This is a genomic window from Pseudomonas sp. HUK17, assembly GCF_001566765.1.
Window position 1 is genome coordinate 81,117 of the sequence record NZ_LSMW01000008.1, and the last position, 16,768, is coordinate 97,884.

Annotated in this window: 15 protein-coding genes; 5 read left to right on the forward strand and 10 right to left on the reverse strand. The window is 65.5% G+C overall.

Going from position 1 to position 16,768, the window contains the following annotated elements; genetic code table 11:
- Positions 1-109 precede the first annotated feature (109 nt).
- The 4 genes from AX284_RS04875 to AX284_RS04890 all read right to left on the reverse strand — a co-directional run bounded on the left by AX284_RS04875 (position 110) and on the right by AX284_RS04890 (position 3,753).
- The gene (locus AX284_RS04875) at positions 110-1,114 is read right to left on the reverse strand and encodes a substrate-binding domain-containing protein (protein ID WP_007160547.1); all 1,005 of its coding nucleotides are present in this window, start codon (positions 1,112-1,114) and stop codon (positions 110-112) included.
- Between the two features lie 220 nt (positions 1,115-1,334).
- A complete protein-coding gene (locus tag AX284_RS04880; protein ID WP_017641928.1) occupies positions 1,335-2,204 on the reverse strand; it encodes an SMP-30/gluconolactonase/LRE family protein in 870 nt (289 codons plus the stop codon).
- Positions 2,205-2,284: 80 nt separating this feature from the next.
- The gene (locus tag AX284_RS04885; RefSeq protein WP_017641929.1) at positions 2,285-2,971 is read right to left on the reverse strand and encodes a FadR/GntR family transcriptional regulator; all 687 of its coding nucleotides are present in this window, start codon (positions 2,969-2,971) and stop codon (positions 2,285-2,287) included.
- Positions 2,972-3,000: 29 nt separating this feature from the next.
- Complete coding sequence (locus AX284_RS04890; protein WP_017641930.1) at positions 3,001-3,753, reverse strand: FadR/GntR family transcriptional regulator; 753 nt, start codon at positions 3,751-3,753, stop codon at positions 3,001-3,003.
- A 268-nt stretch (positions 3,754-4,021) separates the two neighbouring features.
- On the opposite strand from AX284_RS04890, the gene AX284_RS04895 reads away from it, so the two are divergent.
- A complete protein-coding gene (locus AX284_RS04895) occupies positions 4,022-5,332 on the forward strand; it encodes an MFS transporter (protein ID WP_017641931.1) in 1,311 nt (436 codons plus the stop codon).
- On the opposite strand, the gene AX284_RS04900 is transcribed toward AX284_RS04895, so the two are convergent.
- The 3 genes from AX284_RS04900 to pabB are packed head-to-tail and all read right to left on the reverse strand — an operon-like array spanning position 5,305 to position 8,657.
- On the reverse strand, positions 5,305-6,585 hold the full coding sequence (locus AX284_RS04900) for an MFS transporter (protein WP_068383850.1): 1,281 nt from the start codon (positions 6,583-6,585) through the stop codon (positions 5,305-5,307). The genes AX284_RS04895 and AX284_RS04900 overlap by 28 nt on opposite strands.
- A 59-nt stretch (positions 6,586-6,644) precedes the next feature.
- A complete protein-coding gene (locus AX284_RS04905; RefSeq protein WP_064307463.1) occupies positions 6,645-7,265 on the reverse strand; it encodes a phosphoadenosine phosphosulfate reductase domain-containing protein in 621 nt (206 codons plus the stop codon).
- A 48-nt stretch (positions 7,266-7,313) separates the two neighbouring features.
- Positions 7,314-8,657 (reverse strand): aminodeoxychorismate synthase component I, encoded by a 1,344-nt coding sequence (pabB, locus tag AX284_RS04910; RefSeq protein WP_064307464.1) that lies wholly within the window; start codon positions 8,655-8,657, stop codon positions 7,314-7,316.
- Between the two features lie 154 nt (positions 8,658-8,811).
- Here pabB and AX284_RS04915 point away from each other — a divergent pair, with 154 nt between their 5' ends.
- The 4 genes from AX284_RS04915 (at position 8,812) to prpD (ending at position 13,186) form a co-directional block, all read left to right on the forward strand.
- Positions 8,812-9,513 (forward strand): GntR family transcriptional regulator, encoded by a 702-nt coding sequence (locus AX284_RS04915; protein ID WP_068383852.1) that lies wholly within the window; start codon positions 8,812-8,814, stop codon positions 9,511-9,513.
- Between the two features lie 4 nt (positions 9,514-9,517).
- Complete coding sequence (prpB, locus tag AX284_RS04920; RefSeq protein ID WP_068383855.1) at positions 9,518-10,405, forward strand: methylisocitrate lyase; 888 nt, start codon at positions 9,518-9,520, stop codon at positions 10,403-10,405.
- 55 nt (positions 10,406-10,460) lie between these two features.
- Positions 10,461-11,588, forward strand: coding sequence for a bifunctional 2-methylcitrate synthase/citrate synthase (gene prpC / locus AX284_RS04925; RefSeq protein WP_068383857.1), 1,128 nt, complete (start codon positions 10,461-10,463; stop codon positions 11,586-11,588).
- Positions 11,589-11,701: 113 nt separating this feature from the next.
- Entirely contained in the window at positions 11,702-13,186 is a 1,485-nt protein-coding gene (gene prpD / locus AX284_RS04930; protein WP_017641938.1) for a 2-methylcitrate dehydratase, read from the forward strand.
- A gap of 114 nt (positions 13,187-13,300) precedes the next feature.
- Here prpD and AX284_RS04935 read toward each other — a convergent pair whose 3' ends face one another.
- The 3 genes from AX284_RS04935 to AX284_RS12260 all read right to left on the reverse strand — a co-directional run bounded on the left by AX284_RS04935 (position 13,301) and on the right by AX284_RS12260 (position 16,768).
- Positions 13,301-13,630 carry a hypothetical protein gene (locus AX284_RS04935; RefSeq protein ID WP_068383859.1) on the reverse strand — a complete coding sequence of 110 codons (330 nt, stop codon included), beginning with the start codon at positions 13,628-13,630 and terminating at the stop codon, positions 13,301-13,303.
- Positions 13,631-13,656: 26 nt separating this feature from the next.
- Complete coding sequence (locus AX284_RS04940; RefSeq protein WP_068383861.1) at positions 13,657-15,252, reverse strand: isocitrate lyase; 1,596 nt, start codon at positions 15,250-15,252, stop codon at positions 13,657-13,659.
- A 595-nt stretch (positions 15,253-15,847) separates the two neighbouring features.
- Positions 15,848-16,768: a methyl-accepting chemotaxis protein gene (locus tag AX284_RS12260; RefSeq protein WP_437181175.1), complete on the reverse strand. Its 921-nt coding sequence runs from the start codon at positions 16,766-16,768 to the stop codon at positions 15,848-15,850.

Sequence of the window (16,768 nt, forward strand, 5' to 3'; positions counted from 1 at the left end):
AACTGCGCTTCCTAAAGCCTTTTCGCCTTGTTTGTCGCTAGCTCGCTAAATCGTAATAAAGGCTCCAATATGAAAGGGGGCGGCGCCAGGACCGGCGCCGCCGGGGTCATCACTTCCAGAGGCCGATCTTTTCCAGCTCTTGCTGGAAATTGGCGCGGGTGATGAGGGTGACCTTGTCCATCGCGGTGTACTTGGGCGGTTCCTTACCGGTGGTGACCCACTCGTACATCATGCTGGCGGTCTGGTAGCCCTCTTCGTGGGGGCTGGGCAGCATGGAGCCGAAGAAGCCGCTGTTGGGTTTCTTCAGTTCGCCGATGGCGTCGGTGCCGTTGATGCCGATGCCGATCACCTGCTCGGCCTTGAAGCCGGCGCTTTCGGTGGCGCGGACGCCGCCCAGCACGGTGTTGTCGTTCATACCGCCGATGATCAGGTGCTTGGCGCCCGAGGGCAGCTTGACCAGGGCCGAGGTGGTGGAGTCCATGCTGCCAGGCACGTCGAGGGTCTTCTGCGGGGCGAAGATGATGTGGTCGGCGGGCAGGCCGGCCTTCTTCAGGGCTTCCACCGAACCGTCGGTGCGCTTCTTGCCGGTATCCAGCTCATTGTAGGTGTTGATCACCGCATAGGTGTCATCCCACTTCCAGCCACGCTTCTCGGCTTCGGCGGCCATGGCCGCGCCCTGCTGCTGACCGACCTCGAAGGCGGCCATGCCCAGGTAGGGCACGTCTTCCATGAACTTGCCCTTGGCGTCGACGAAGCGGTCGTCCACCGCCATCACCTTGAGGTCGTTGAGCTTGGCCTTGGCCACGATGGCCGGGCCGAGGGAGACGTCGGGCGGGCAGATCACGAAGCCCTTGGCGCCGTTGGCAGCCAGGCTGTCGATGGCGGCAAGGGTCTTCTCGCCATCCGGCACGGCGATCTTGAGCAGGGTGAAGCCCTTGTCCTTGGCGGCTTTCTCGGCGAAGGCCCACTCGGTCTGGAACCAGGGTTCCTCGGGTTGCTTGACCAGGAAGCCGATCTTGACCGGATCGGCGGCGAAGGCGGAGAGAGACAGGCTGACGGCACCGGCGGCGAGGGCGGCACGCAGCAGAGAACGAACTCCCGGAACACGGAACATAGCTGGAACTCCTTGTTTTTATTGGTGTGGCCAGGCAATGCAAGGCGGCGGGCTGCCGTCGTGGAGGTCAGACGACGCCGCTCTTTATTGATAGTATGATTGGATGAATGCGGGCGCAAGGAAAAGGTGACGAGATTTTTCGTCACCTCTGTCACCAGGCTGTTACATAGGGTCTAGCGCTGAAAGGCGCTGCAGAGGGCGCCAGGGTCGGTAGGATGAATCAGCCGGCGAAACGGTGGCAGGGCATGCCGGCTACCGGCGCGGTCGCCGTGAGCAGGGCGCCGTCGAGAGCGCCATCGGCGGCGGCGCTGGTAACGTAGAGGGTGCGCAGATCCGGTCCACCGAAGACGCAACTGGTGGGGCGCTGGACCGGCAGCTCGACGATCTCCAGCAACTCGCCCTCGGGCGAGAAACGCAGCAGGCAGTTGCCGTCCCAGCGCGCGTTCCACACACAGCCTTCGCTGTCGATGGCCGAGCCATCCGGCGAGCCGCGCTCGTGGGGACCGGCCCAAACGGTGGGTTCGCCCAGGTTGCCGCTGGCATCCAGTGGATAGCGATAGAGGGTGTCCTTCAGGGTATCGGCGCTGATGACGTGGTTGTCGGCTGCGCTCCACACCAGGGTGTTGGCGATGCCGAGATCGCTGGCGTGACGACTGACGCTGCCATCAGGGTCGATGCGGAACAGCCCGCCCGAATGGCGATCGATGGCCACATCGCCACCCTGGGCATCGAGATTGTTCTGCATGGTGCCGAGCCAGAGCCGGCCCTGGGCATCGCAGCGCGCTTCATTGCCGCGATTGCCTGGATCGGGATCGGCGACGCAGAACAGCTCCAGGGCGGGACGCTCTGGCGGGGAATCGAGATCCAGGCGGAAGACGCCATCCGGCAAGGTCACCAGGGCGTCGCCACGGATTGTAGGCACGAAGGCGGAGCAGGGCCTATCCAATTGCCATTCCTGGTAGTGCTCGCCGCGCAGGCGGCAGGCCTTGAAGCCGGCGATGTCCACCCAGTAGAGCGCCTGGGTCTCCTGGTCCCAGAAGGGACCCTCGGCCAGTTTGAAGCGCTGGGGAAGCAGCGGCTGCCAATCCATCGTTCACCTCTCTTGTTGTGGCAGGACGGAAAATCCAAGCATAGGAACCTGGAGAGACGCCGAGGTTGCCGACCGGGACGTCAGTCGGTATAGCGGGCGAGGGTCACCGCTGCGCTGTCGATCAGCATCATGCAGGCCCAGACGGCGCGCGCGGCATCGCGGGACGCGATGCCATCGGCAAGGGTCTTGTGCAGGGGGAGGGTGCGTCGCAGCTCGTCAGGGTCGGCCGACGACAGGGTGAAGGAGGCTGCCAGCAGCGCGCCCAGCGCGGGCACCATCTGCTCGATGAACTGATTGTGACTGGCCGCCAGGACACATTCGTGGAAGCGCTGGTCGGCGGTGTTGTAGTCGCCACCGTCGAGGGAGGCTTCCAGATGCTGGTAGGCGACCTGAATCGCCTGGACCTGCTCGGGGGTGGCTCTTTCGCAGGCCCAGCGCACCGCGGCCGGCTCGATGGCGTGGCGCAGGTCCAGCAGGTCCTTGACGAAATGCGCGGGCAGGCCGCCCGTGGCCAACCAGCCCACCACCTGGGTGTCGAACAGGTTCCAGCGGCTGAGCGGCAGGACCCGGGTACCGACCTTGGGGCCGACTTCCAGCATGCCTTTGGCCGCCAGGGTCTTGATCGCCTCGCGCAGGATGGTACGGCTGACGCCGAGTTCCTGGCAGAGGTCCGCCTCTACCTTGAGCGAGCTACCAGGTGGGAATTGCCCAGCCGCCAGACGCTGGCCGAGCTGTTCGACGGTGGAAGCGTGGTAGCTGCTGGACATGAGGGCATACCGCGAGTGGGTTATTGCCCTTAATGATCATACGAAACTTCCTTGGCAGACAAGGGATCCGTCCGGAAGGTCTCGGTGACCAGGTCATCGACCCCGGCCAGCTGCGCGATAGCGGCATGGCGGGCGCAGATCGGATCGCGATGCTGAATGGCGGTCAGGATGGCCTTGTGTCGCGGTACTAGCAGACCGAGGCTTTCATCCTTGAACAGCGCCGCAGAGCGTTCCAGGTAGTCCCGTACCGGGATCAGCATGATGCTGTAGAGGTGAATGAGCAACTCGTTGTGCGTGGCATTGGCGATGGACAGATGAAAGGCCATGTCCGGCTCGGCCATGGCGGTCAGATCCTCGGCCTGCTCCATGCGCTCATAGGCTTCTTCGATCGCCGTCAGGTCTTCGGGCTGGGCATTGGCCGCCGCCATGGCAGCGACCTCCGGCTCGATGATGTTACGCACCTTGACCAGGGTTTCAAAAAAGGAGTGCCGGGAATCACTCTGCAACAGCCAATGCAGGACGTCGGGGTCGAGCAGATGCCACTCGTTGCGTGGCTTCACAACAGTTCCGACCTTGGGCTTGGATCTGACCAAGCCCTTGGCGACCAGCACTCTGGTGGCTTCCCGCAGGACGGGCCGGCTCACCTCGTAGTCTTCGCACAGTTGCGACTCGGGAGGCAGGCGTTGTTCTGGCAAAAACTGGCCAGACACGATCTGAGTACCGAGTTCGTGGACGATGCGAGCGTGTCTGCTTTTGCGCGGCAGCGGTGTCTTGTAATTCATCGAAAGGCATCCGAAGTCGTCGTGCCATCACTATAACACCATCAGCGCGATAACCGATGTTATCGCGGGCCAAGCGGCTCTGTAACGGGGATCAGCGGAAATCAAGAGGTAAGATTTCCTACTTCGTAACAATATTTTAGTATTATCAAAATTACCTTAAGAGTCGATTAATGGCCTAAATTGGGTGTTTAACGATTCAATGATAGTACGTTAGAATTTTGAGCAATCTGCGCTTCAACCGCACAACAACAACAAGTCGGAGAACGCCATGCACCCCGAATCCGTCCTCATCCGCCGGATCACGCGTAAGCTGATCCCCTTTCTCGTATTGCTCTATCTGGTCGCCTACATCGACCGCTCTGCCGTGGGCTTCGCCAAGCTGCACATGGGCGCCGACGTCGGCATCGGCGATGCTGCCTATGGCCTCGGTGCCGGCCTGTTCTTCATCGGTTATTTCCTCTTCGAGGTGCCCAGCAACCTCCTGCTGGAACGCTTCGGTGCGCGTCGTTGGTTCGCCCGCATCCTGATCACCTGGGGTGCCATCACCATGGGCATGGCCTTCGTGCAGGGGCCCAACAGTTTCTATGTCATGCGCTTCTTGCTAGGGGTCGCCGAGGCCGGCTTCTTTCCCGGGGTGCTCTACTACCTCACCCAGTGGTTCCCGGTGCGCCACCGCGGCAAGATCATGGGGCTGTTCATCCTCTCCCAGCCCATCGCCATGCTGGTGACGGGACCGCTGTCGGGCATGCTGTTGCAGCTGGATGGCGCCCTTGGTCTGCACGGTTGGCAGTGGCTGTTCCTCTGCATCGGCGCCCCGGCGGTGCTGCTGGCCTGGCCGACCCTGACCCGGCTGCCGGACGGCCCGCAGCAGGTCACCTGGCTGGACGCCGAGGAAAAGCGTTGGCTGGCCACGGAGCTGGAAAAGGACCTGCACCTTTTCGACCAGACCCGCCATGGCAATCCCCTGCATGCGCTCAAGGATCGTCGGGTACTGCTGCTAGCGCTGTATTACCTGCCGGTGACCCTGAGCATCTACGGTCTCGGATTGTGGCTGCCGACGCTGATCCACCAGTTCGGTGGCAGCGATCTCACCACCGGCTTCATCTCCGCCATCCCCTATGCTTTCGGCATCCTCGGCCTGCTCATCGTGCCGCGCAGTTCCGATCGTCTGGGCGATCGCTATGGGCACCTGGCGGTGCTCTATGCCGTGGGCGCCCTGGCCATGGCCGGCAGTGCCTGGTTCGGTACCGCGGTGCTGCAGCTGGCGGCGCTGTCGGTGGTGGCCTTCTGTCTGTTTTCCCTCACCGCGCTGTTCTGGACCCTGCCGGGTCGCTTCTTCGCCGGGGCCAGCGCCGCCGCCGGTATCGCCCTGATCAATTCGGTGGGCAACCTCGGCGGCTATCTCGGCCCCTATGGCATCGGCGCGCTCAAGGCCGCGACCGGTACCCTGGCTTCGGGGCTCTATCTGCTGGCCGCGGTGCTGGTATTCGGCCTGCTGCTGACCGGCATCGTCTATACCCGCCTGGAGCGCAAGAACCGTCGGGAAGAGGGTTATGCCGCGGAGCGCTCCGCCGGCTGACGCCCCGGGCAGGTCTCGGCGGCGAACCAGGCGGCGCCGAGACAGACCAGATTGGCCAGCAGCAGATAGGCGGCCGGCGCCATGCGATCCCCCGTGGCGCCGATCAGCCAGGTCACCACGATCTGGGCCGTGCCGCCGAAGGCCGCCACGCCTACCGCGTACACCAGGGAGAAACCGGTGGCCCGCACCCGTTGGGGAAAGCTTTCCACGAGCAGCACGATCAGCGCCGCGCCGCTCATGCCGTGCAGGCCGGAGAGCACCGCCAAGGTCAACAGGAAGGTGCCGGAGCCAGGCGCCTGGGTGATGAGTTCCAGGGCCGGATAGAGCAGCACCAGCAGCAGTAATCGCGGCAGGATCAGCACGATGCGCCGGCCATAGCGATCACTGAGCACGCCGCCCAGGATCGAGCACACCGCCATGGCCGCGCCCATCACCAGGGTGGCGAGCATGGCGATCCCGGCCGGCAGCTTCAGTTCCACCAGGGCGAAGGTGGTCATGTAGTTGAGGAAGTACTGGGTGATGGTGCTGCCGGAGAGGATCAGCAGGCCCAGCAGCAGCGGTCGCCGCTGGGTGGCCAGTACCTCGCCGAGCACCGCCCCGGTACCTCGTGTTTCCCCTACATGGGTATCCACCAGGCCGCGACGGATATAGAGGCCGATGGGCAGGATCGCCAAGCCCAGCAGGAAGGGCAGGCGCCAGCCCCAGGCCAGCAGTTGTTCGGGCGTCAGCCAGAGGGTCAGGCCGTAGCCGATCAGCCCGGCCGCCACCGCGGCCAGCCCCTGGGCCACTACCTGCCAGCAGGCGTAGGTGCCCCTCTTGTGCAGCGGCGCCGCTTCCAGGATGTAGGTGGTGGCCGGGCCGGCCTCGCCACCCCAGGCCAGGCCCTGCAACAGCCGAGTGAGCACCAGCAGGATGGGCGCGGCGATGCCGATCTGCTCGTAGCCGGGCAGCACGGCGATGCCACCGGTGCCCAGGGCCATGAGCACCATGGTCAGCAGCATCGCCGGTTTGCGCCCAACGCGGTCGGCCCAGGCGCCGATGAGAATGGCGCCCAGCGGGCGGACGACGAAGCCGACGCCAAAGGTGATGACGCTGGCCATCAGGCTGGCGAAAGGATTGTCAGAAGGAAAGAACACCTGGCCGATCAGCACGGCGAAGGTGGCGTAGACGCCGAAGTCGAAGAACTCCACGGCGTTGCCGAGCACCACGGCAAAGACGCCCTTGCGGGAGTGGATAGGGCGGGAAGCGATCATGGGCGAGGTTTCAGCAGGAGCAGGGCGCGCCCGGGAGGGGGCGCGCGGGAGGCATCGACTCAGTGGGCGAGGTGCAGGCCGCACTCGCGGTTTTCGTCACCCTTGGTGGGGTCGAAGTAGTCGAATTCGTTGGGCAGGTCGTGGGCGGTGAGGTACTGGTAGAGGTCCTTGGAGGTCCAGTGCAGCAGCGGCGCGACCTTGATCAGGCCGTCCGGATTGACGCTGACCGGATCCATCTGGGCACGCACCGCGGTGTCGGTGGCGCGCAGGGCGGTGAACCAGACCTCGGGCGCCGTCTCGCGCAGGGCGCGGGCGAAGGGCTCCAGCTTGACCTCTTCGGTGAAGGCGGCGTGGCGCGGATCGTCCAGCCCCGGCACCGGGCCGTCGATGGCCTCGCGGTGGGCGCGGGAGCGCTTGGGCAGGTAGGTCACCAGGTTGAGGTTCAGCTTGCGCACGATCTCGTCGGCGCAACGGTAGGTGGCGGGGGTGTTGTAGCCGCTGTCCATCCAGACCACCGGGATGTCCGGCTTGACCTGGCTGACCATATGCAGGATCACCGCCTCGAAGGGGCGGAAGTTGGTGGTGACGATGGCACTTTTACCCAGCCCCAGGGCCCAGGCGACGAGCTTTTCGGGATCGCGGCCAAGGTCGGCGTTGATGCGGGCGAGATCGAGAGACATGGCGGGCTCCAGCCGGCGAGAGGATGCCCCCATGGTAGCAAAGCCGGATCAGCTGTGGGCTTCCAGCGTCTCCAGCAGCACCCGCACCTTGGCCAGGGATTCGGCGTATTCGTCTTCCCAGTGGGAATCCATGACGATGCCGCCGCCGCCCCAGCAACTGAGTACCCCGTCTTCGGCCAGCAGGCTGCGGATCAGGATGGAGCTGTCGCTCTCGCCGCGTACGTCCAGATAGAGCAGCGAGCCGCAGTAGGGGCCACGGCGGGTCTCTTCCAGCTCGTCGATGATCTGCATGGCGCGGATCTTCGGTGCCCCGGTGATGGAGCCACCAGGGAAACTGCCGGCCAGCAGGTCCAGGGCGTCCAGCCCAGCGGCCAGTTCACCGGTGACGGCGCTGACCAGGTGGTGGACGTTGGGATAACTCTCCAGGGCGAACAGCTCGGGCACCCGTACCGAGCCGGTCCGACAGCTGCGGCCGAGGTCGTTGCGCAGCAGGTCGACGATCATCAGATTCTCGGCGCGGTCCTTGGGGCTGGCCAGCAGGGCGCGGGATTCGGCGGCATCGGCGGTGGGATCGGTACGGCGTGGCCGGGTGCCCTTGATCGGCCGGGTCTCCACCTGGCCGCGACTCACTCGGAGGAAGCGCTCGGGCGAATGGCTGAGCAGGGCGCCCCTGTCCAGTGCCAGGTAGCCGGAGAAGGGCGTCGGGCAGGCCGCACGCAGGGCCCGGTAGGCGCGCCAGGGCGAACCCTGGAAGGGCGCGCGGAAGCGCTGGGCGAAGTTGACCTGGTAGCAGTCGCCCGCGGCGATATAGGCCTGGATGGCCTCGATGCGCTGGCGATAGGTGGCGCGGTCGATGTCGGCGGCGAAGGGCGCGGTCAGGCGGAAGCCGTCGGCCTCGGGGCGTGCATCGGCAGCGAACAGCGCGATCAGGCGTTGCCTTTCCGTCTCGTCCAGCCTGGGATGAAAGACCAGTTGGCTGGTCCGCGCCTGATGATCGCTGATCAGCGCCCAGGCATAGAGGCCCAGGCGGGCATCGGGCAGCTGCAGGTCAGCGCGGGCGCCGTCCGGTAGGCGCTCCAGGCGGCGACCGAAGTCATAGCCGAGATAACCCAGCAGGCCACCGGCGAAGGGCAGGTCCACGCCCTCCGGCAGGTCCGCTTGGCCCAGGCTGGCCAGGGCGGTGCGTGTCCGGGCGAAAAAGGCTCGCCCCGACTCGCCGAAGTCGGGTTGCAGCACTTCGCGCGGCCAGGCCGCCATCAGGTCGTAGCGACCGCGCTCGGCTACCGGCCGCCCGGAGTCCAGCAGCACCGCGCCGGGCTCGCCCTGCAACAGGGCGAACCGCACCGTGGGATCGGCGTGGTAGGGCAGGGGATGCAACTGGCAGAGGGGCATGGCGAGGTCGGCTGGGGTGGGCGGCGCGCTAGTGTAGCGAACCGCCTGGGGCGAGAGCGAGATACAGGGTGTCACAGCTGGATTGTCGACAAAGATTGACTGTAATGGCGTTCAGGCGTAGTTATCTGACCCATAAACACAAAAGGTGTCGACAATGATCGATAGCCCCCTCCAGGTCGAAGCGCCCGAGACCGACAGTGGGACCCTCTCCGAGCAGGTCTTCCGCCGGATCCGCGAGGCCATCGTCCGTGGCGACGTGGCGCCGGGCAGCAAGATTTCCGAGCCCGAGTTGGCGCGCACCTACGGCATCAGCCGCGGGCCGCTGCGCGAGGCCATCCACCGGCTGGAAGGCCAGCGCCTGGTGGTGCGGGTGCCCCATGCCGGCGCGCGGGTCGCCGCCCTGAGTCTGGCTGAGCTGGTCGAGCTCTACGAGATCCGCGAATCCCTCGAAGGCATGGCCTGCCGCCTGGCGGCCGAACGCCTCACGCCCCAGGGCATCGACGAACTGCGCCAGCTGCTGGATACCCACGAGCGCGATCCGGCGTTCCAGGCCGGCACCGGTTACTACCTGCAGGAAGGCGACCACGACTTCCACTACCGCATCATCCAGGCCAGCGGCAACGGCATGCTGGTGCGGCTGCTCTGCGGCGAGCTCTATCACCTGGTGCGCATGTACCGGCTCAAGGTCTCCGCCACCCCCAATCGGCCGCGCCAGGCATTCGCCGAGCACCATCGCATCCTCGATGCCCTGGCCGAAGGCGATGGCGAACTGGCCGAACTGCTGATGCGCCGCCACATCGCCGCCTCCAAGCGCAACCTGCAGCACCATCCCCTAGTCACCGATCAGTCGAGGTAACGCCATGCCTGCCGTCAGTCCCGGCCAGAAATTCCGCGCCGCCGTTGCCGCCGAACGCCCGCTGCAGGTGGTCGGCACCCTCAACGCCAATCATGCGCTGCTGGCCAAGCGCGCCGGCTTCCAGGCCGTCTACCTCTCCGGCGGCGGGGTCGCGGCCGGCTCCCTGGGGTTGCCGGACCTGGGCATCAGCGGCCTGGAAGATGTGCTGATCGACGTGCGTCGCATCACCGATGTCTGCGACCTGCCGCTGCTGGTGGACGTCGATACCGGCTTTGGTGCCTCGGCCTTCAACGTCGCCCGCACCACCCGCGCCTTGATCAAGGCGGGCGCGGCGGCCATGCATATCGAGGATCAGGTGGGCGCCAAGCGCTGCGGTCATCGACCCGGCAAGGAAATCGTCAGCCAGCAGGAGATGGTCGATCGCATCAAGGCGGCGGTGGATGCCCGCACCGACCCGGACTTCGTCATCATGGCACGCACCGATGCCCTGGCCGTGGAAGGCCTGCAGGCCGCCATCGACCGCGCTTGCGCCTGCGTCGAGGCCGGCGCCGACATGATCTTTCCCGAGGCCATCACCGAGCTGCCCATGTACCGCCAGTTCGCCCAGGCGGTGAAGGTGCCGATCCTCGCCAACATCACCGAATTTGGCGCCACGCCGCTGTTCACCACCGAGGAGCTGGCCAGCGCCGACGTCAGTCTGGTGCTCTATCCACTGTCGGCGTTCCGGGCCGCCAATCGCGCTGCCGAAAACGTCTACACCGCGATCCGCCGCGACGGCAGCCAGCAGGCGGTGGTCGACACCATGCAGACCCGCGCCGAACTCTACGACCGCATCGACTATCACCGATATGAGGACCAGCTGGATCGCCTGTTCCAGCAAGGCAAATCCTGACGCTCCACCCTGAACGCCCGCTTTTTCGCACAACAACTCCAAGAGGAGCGAGACGATGGCAGACAGCAAAACCCTCGGCGGCGCCGGCCTGCGTGGCCAGGTCGCCGGCCGCACCGCGCTATGCACCGTCGGCAAGACCGGCGCCGGACTCACCTACCGGGGCTATGACATCCGTGAGTTGGCTGCTGGGGCCGACTTCGAGGAGGTGGCTCACCTGTTGCTCTATGGCGAGCTGCCCACCCAGGCGCAACTGGACGCCTATCGCCAGCGCCTGGCTGCTCTGCGCGACCTGCCGCAGCCGCTCAAGGAAGGCCTGGAGCGCATTCCCGCCAGTGCCCACCCCATGGATGTGATGCGCACCGGTGCCTCGCTGCTGGGTACCCTGGAGCCGGAGCACAGCTTCTCCGACCAGCAGCAGGTCGCCGACCGCCTGCTCGGCGCCTTCCCGGCGATCCTGCTCTACTGGCATCACTTCAGCCAGAGCGGCACCCGTATCGACTGCAGCAGTGACGCCCCGGACATCGCCAGCCACTTCCTCACCCTGTTGCACGGCAAGGCACCCAGCGACCTGCATGCCCGGGTGATGAACGTCTCGCTGATCCTCTATGCCGAGCACGAATTCAACGCTTCCACCTTTACCGCCCGGGTCTGCGCCTCGACGCTGTCCGACCTCTATTCCTGCGTCACCGGTGCCATCGGCTCCCTGCGCGGGCCGCTGCACGGTGGGGCCAACGAGGCGGCCATGGCGCTGATCGAGCGCTTCGCCTCGCCCGAGGAAGCGGTCACCGGCCTCAAGCAGATGCTCGAACGCAAGGAAAAGGTGATGGGCTTCGGCCACGCCATCTACCGCGACAGCGATCCGCGCAACGAAGTGATCAAGGACTATGCCCGGCAGCTGGCGGCAGAGGTGGGCGACAGGGTGCTGTTCCCGGTCTCGGAGGCCGTCGACCGCACCATGAAGGAAGAGAAGGGGCTGTTTCCCAACGCCGACTTCTATCACGCCTCGGCCTACCACTTCCTCGGCATCCCGACGCCGCTGTTCACCCCGATCTTCGTCTGTTCGCGCACGGCCGGCTGGTGTGCCCATGTCTTCGAGCAGCGCGCCGACAACCGCATCATCCGCCCCAGCGCGGACTACATCGGTGTCGAGCAGCGGGCCTTCACGCCCATCGCCAATCGCTGAACATCTCTGATCGCGGCCATGGGCCGCTCCTGCGGGAGCGAGCCATGACCAAACTTGTAGGAGCGGCCGCATCGGCGGACCGCCATGACCACGATGTAAGGAACCAAAACCCCATGAGCGCCAACGTCGATCTCAACAACCGGCCCGACTACGACCAGGTCATCCAGGACCTGGCCGACTACGTGCTGAACTACCAGGTGGAATCCCGGGAAGCCCTGGACACTGCCCGCAACTGCCTGATGGACACCCTCGGCTGCGGCCTGCTGTCCCTGCGCTTCCCCGAGTGCACCAAGCTGCTCGGCCCCCAGGTGGAAGGCACCGTGGTACCCCAGGGCGCGCGGGTGCCCGGCACCAGCTATCGCCTGGATCCGGTCAAGGCGGCCTGGGACATCGGCTGCATCATTCGCTGGCTGGACTACAACGACACCTGGCTGGCGGCCGAATGGGGCCACCCTTCCGATAACCTCGGCGCCATCCTGGCGGTGGCCGACCACCTCTCCCAGCGCCGCGTCGCCCAGGGCGAAGCACCCCTGACCATGCGCCAGGTGCTGGAGGCCATGATCATGGCCCACGAGATCCAGGGGGTGTTCGCCCTGGAGAACTCTTTCAACCGCGTCGGCCTGGACCACGTCTTCCTGGTCAAGCTGGCGTCCACCGCGGTCAGCGCCAAGCTGATGGGCGCCAACCGCGAGCAACTGCTGTCAGCCCTGTCCCATGCCTTCGTCGATGGCCAGGCGCTGCGCACCTATCGCCATGCACCCAATGCCGGCAGCCGCAAGTCCTGGGCCGCCGGCGACGCCTCCAGCCGCGGCGTGCGCCTGGCCGACATCGCCCTGCGTGGCGAGATGGGCATCCCTGGCGTACTCAGCGCGCCCCAGTGGGGCTTCTACGACGTGCTGTTCAGCCACACCAACAAGGACTTGGCCACCAAGCCCGTCGACCAGCGCCAGTTCCGCTTCCCCCAGGGCTTCGGCAGCTACGTGATGGAGCACGTGCTGTTCAAGATCAGCTTCCCGGCGGAATTCCACGCCCAGACCGCCGCCGAGGCCGCGGTGATCCTGCATCCCCAGGTCTGCGACCGGGTGGACCAGATCGAGAAGATCGTGGTGACCACCCACGAATCGGCCATCCGCATCATCTCCAAGCAGGGCCCCATGGCCAACGCCGCCGACCGTGACCACTGCCTGCAGTACATGATCGCCGTGCCGCTGCTATTTGGCGATCTGGTCGCCGAACACTACGAGGATGCCTTCCACCAGGCCCATCCGCGCATCGACCAGTTGCGCGAGAAGATGGAGATCGTCGAGGACGAGCGCTACAGCCGCGAATACCTGGAAGCCGACAAGCGTTCCATCGCCAACGCCCTCCAGGTGTTCTTCACCGATGGCAGCAGTACCGAGAAGATCGCCATCGAGTACCCGGTAGGTCATCGCCGTCGCCGTGAAGAGGGCATTCCGCTGCTGGAGCGCAAGTTCCAGAACAACCTGGCGACGCGCTTCCCGGCCGGTCGCTGCGCCCAGATCTTCGAGCTGTGCAAGGATCAGGCGGGACTGGAAGCCACTCCGGTGCATCGCTTCGTGGATCTGTTCGTCCTGTAAGCAGAAGAGGCGACTCGCCCGAGCCTGCAAGGCCATGCAGGAGCGGACGAGTCGCCTCGGAGGTGGGGCAGGGCGCGGCGGGTGGTCAATCACCCGGCGCGCCCTTTTTCATGGCTAGCAGTAGCGATCCACATAGGCCGGCTGTTGCTGCCGACCGGCCAGGCGCCAGTGCTCCTGTAGGGCGGCGTGGACGCTTCTGATGAAGTTGTCGTCCGCCGCGGCCGACTTGCCGACGTAGCCGCTGCCCTTGTTATAGGTCTTGAAGCGGATGCGCAGGCTGGGATGGCGCTCCTCGAACTGCTCGGGCGTCTCGCCGCCGGGCAGGCGGTCGACGTGCACCGCGCCGCTCTCGCAGACCCAGAGGATATGGGTGTGGTTCTTGTCCTTGAGCCGGCCGAAGAGTTGCTTGAGGTCGTCCAGGCTGGGGTTGTCGTTCAGGTTCATGAGCGTGTCCTCCGCAGTGGCCGTGATCAATGGAACTGGTTCATGGTGTTGTCCTTGCCCGCCGCCTTGAGCGCGGCCTCGCCGGCAAAGTATTCCTTGTGGTCGTCGCCCATGTCCGAGCCGGCCATGTTCTGGTGCTTGACGCAGGCGATGCCCTGGCGGATCTCCTGGCGCTGCACGCCCTTGACGTAGGCCAGCATGCCTTCTTCGGCGAAGTAGCCCTTGGCCAGGTTGTCGGTGGACAGGGCCGCGGTGTGGTAGGTGGGCAGGGTGATCAGGTGGTGGAAGATGCCCGCTTCCCGCGCGGCGTCGCGCTGGAAGCTCTGGATCCGCGCATCGGCCAGGCGACCCAGCTCGGTGTCGTCGTAGTCCACGCTCATCAGCTTGGCGCGGTCGTAGGCGGACACGTCCTTGCCCTCGGCCTGCAGGGCGTCGAACACCTGCTGGCGGAAGCTCAGCGTCCAGTTGAACGACGGGCTGTTGTTGTAGACCAGCTTGGCGTTGGGCACGACCTCGCGGATGCGATCGACCATGGCCTTGATCTGCCCGACGTGGGGCTTCTCGGTCTCGATCCACAGCAGGTCGGCACCGTTCTGCAGCGAGGTGATGCAATCCAGCACCACCCGGTCCACGCCGCTGCCGGCGCGGAACTGGAACAGGCCGCTGGCCAGGCGCTTGGGCCGCAGCAGCTTGCCGCCGCGGCTGATAAGGACGTCACCGTTGCCCAGTTGGCTGGCGTCCACCTCGTCGCAGTCGAGGAAGCCGTTGTACTGGTCGCCCAGGTCGCCCGGCTGCTTGCTCACGGCGATCTGCTTGGTCAGGCCGGCGCCCAGGGAGTCGGTGCGGGCGACGATGACGCCCTCGTCCACGCCCAGTTCGAGGAAGGCGTAGCGCACCGCGTTGATCTTGGCCAGGAAGTCCTCGTGGGGCACCGTGACCTTGCCGTCCTGGTGGCCGCACTGTTTCTCGTCGGAGACCTGGTTTTCCAGCTGGATGCAGCAGGCCCCGGCTTCGATCATCTTCTTGGCCAGCAGGTAGGTGGCCTCGGCATTGCCGAAACCGGCGTCGATGTCGGCGATGATCGGCACCACGTGGGTCTCGTAGTTGTCGATCTTGGCCTGGATGGCGGCGGCCTTGGCGTTCTCGTCGGCGCCGCGGGCGGCATCCAGCTCGCGGAACAGCATGGCCAGCTCGCGGGCGTCGGCCTGGCGCAGGAAGGTGTAGAGCTCTTCGATCAGCGCCGGGACGCTGGTCTTCTCGTGCATGGATTGATCCGGCAGCGGGCCGAATTCCGAACGCAGCGCGGCGATCATCCAGCCCGACAGATAGAGGTAGCGGCCTTTCGTGCTGCCCAGGTGCTTCTTGATGGCGATCAGCTTCTGCTGCCCGATGAAACCGTGCCAGCAGCCCAGCGACTGGGTGTAGGCGCTGCTGTCGGCGTCGTAGACGGCCATGTCCCGGCGCAGGATGGCCGCGCAGTGGCGGGCGATGTCGAGACCGGTCTTGAAGCGATTCTGCAGGCGCATCCGGGCGGCGTATTCCGGATTAATGGCGCTCCAGTGATTGCCGGTGCTGTTCTTGAGGGCGGCGATGGCCTGAACGTCGTTCTCGTAAGCGGACATGAGTCGATCCTTCTCGATGAGGTTGGCTTGGGTACCAGTCTTTTCCCAACGTCCGGCAGCGGGATGGCGGTTGCCATCCGGATGCCGGTCGCGAAGGCGAAAGGTCAGCCCAGCTGTCGAGTCATGTCGCCGTACGTACCTGCATGGATCCGGACGTCACCTCTGGCGACGCTGCCTCGAGCAGCGCGGCATTTCAGTCGTCTTCTCTTGTAGTGCCTCTTGAGCATCACTACGCAAGACGGCCCGAGGGTCACCCGGAGCCCAGGCGCGACCCGCATGGATAGGGGGTTCGCGTCCGGTGCAACTAGAGATTTGCAGGAGATCAGTGCCTCGTCAACCGTGTTTTGTAGTGCTTTCGTATAGTCACTACAAAAGTCGTAGAGGCGGCCAGGAGCGGGTTTGGAGCGTCTATTGCTGACCCATTGGTCGCCGGATTGAGCAAAACAGGGCCGCAAGCCACGGCACTGGCCGTGACCCTGCGGTCACTCGGGAGGTGCTCCGCGGAGCTCTGGTCTTTGCCCCCGGTGGGGGGCAGAGGCGAGGAGGGCGGTGGGACTTGCCGGTCAGTGCCGACGAACGGTAAGTCCCTTGCGGCCTAGGACGACGTGGCGGCAGTGAGGCCGGTCAGGGTGTCGGCGATGTCCTTGGTGCGGTGGGAGGTCTGGGCGGTGAGGCGACCGGACTCGCGCAGGGCGGCGAGCAGCTCCTGCAGCGATCCCACGTCCTTGGCCTGGCCGGCGATATGGGCGCCGACCTCGCTGATGGCGCGGGACAGCTGGTCGATGTCGGCCCCGATCTCGGCGGCGTTCTTGTGGGTGATGGCCGCGAGGTTGCGTACCTCGTCGGCCACCACCGCGAAGCCCCGGCCGCTTTCGCCGGCGCGCGCCGCTTCGATGGCCGCGTTGAGCGCCAGCAGGTTGGTCTGGCCGGCGATCTGCTGGATCACCTGGACGATGGACTGGATGCGCAGGCTCGACTGGCTCAGCTCGTTGGCGCTGCGCACCACCTCCTCGGCCTGGTCGGTGAGGTTCTGCACGGTGCCGTCGGCCTGGCGGGTGACTTCGCCCTGCTGCAGGATGTTGCCGGCCAGATCGTCCATGCTGCTGTGCAGTTCGCCGGAGTAGTGCCGCAGCTGCTCACCGATCTCCTGGCGACTTTGGTGCGCCTGGCGCAGGACCTGGCCCAGATCGGCGAGGCCGCCGAACACCGCCTGGATGGAGTCGTCGAGGCCCTGGGCATCCACGATGCCGGTGAAGTTCTGCCGCTTGAATTCGTCGATCTGGTTGACCACCACCTGGCTCAGGCCCGCCAGCTTCTTGATCTGTCGGCGCAGGAAGAAGGCCTTGAATTCGCCATAGTGAGCGGCAAAGTTGTCGACGTAGTCGTCGCGGAAGGGCGCACCTTCGGGGGTGCGAAAAAAGAACACCGCGGTGAGGGTCTGGTTGAGATTGAGGCCAAGGATCTCGCCAAAGGTGGAAAAGCCCACCACCGGCGTCTGGCCGAACACCTCGCCCAT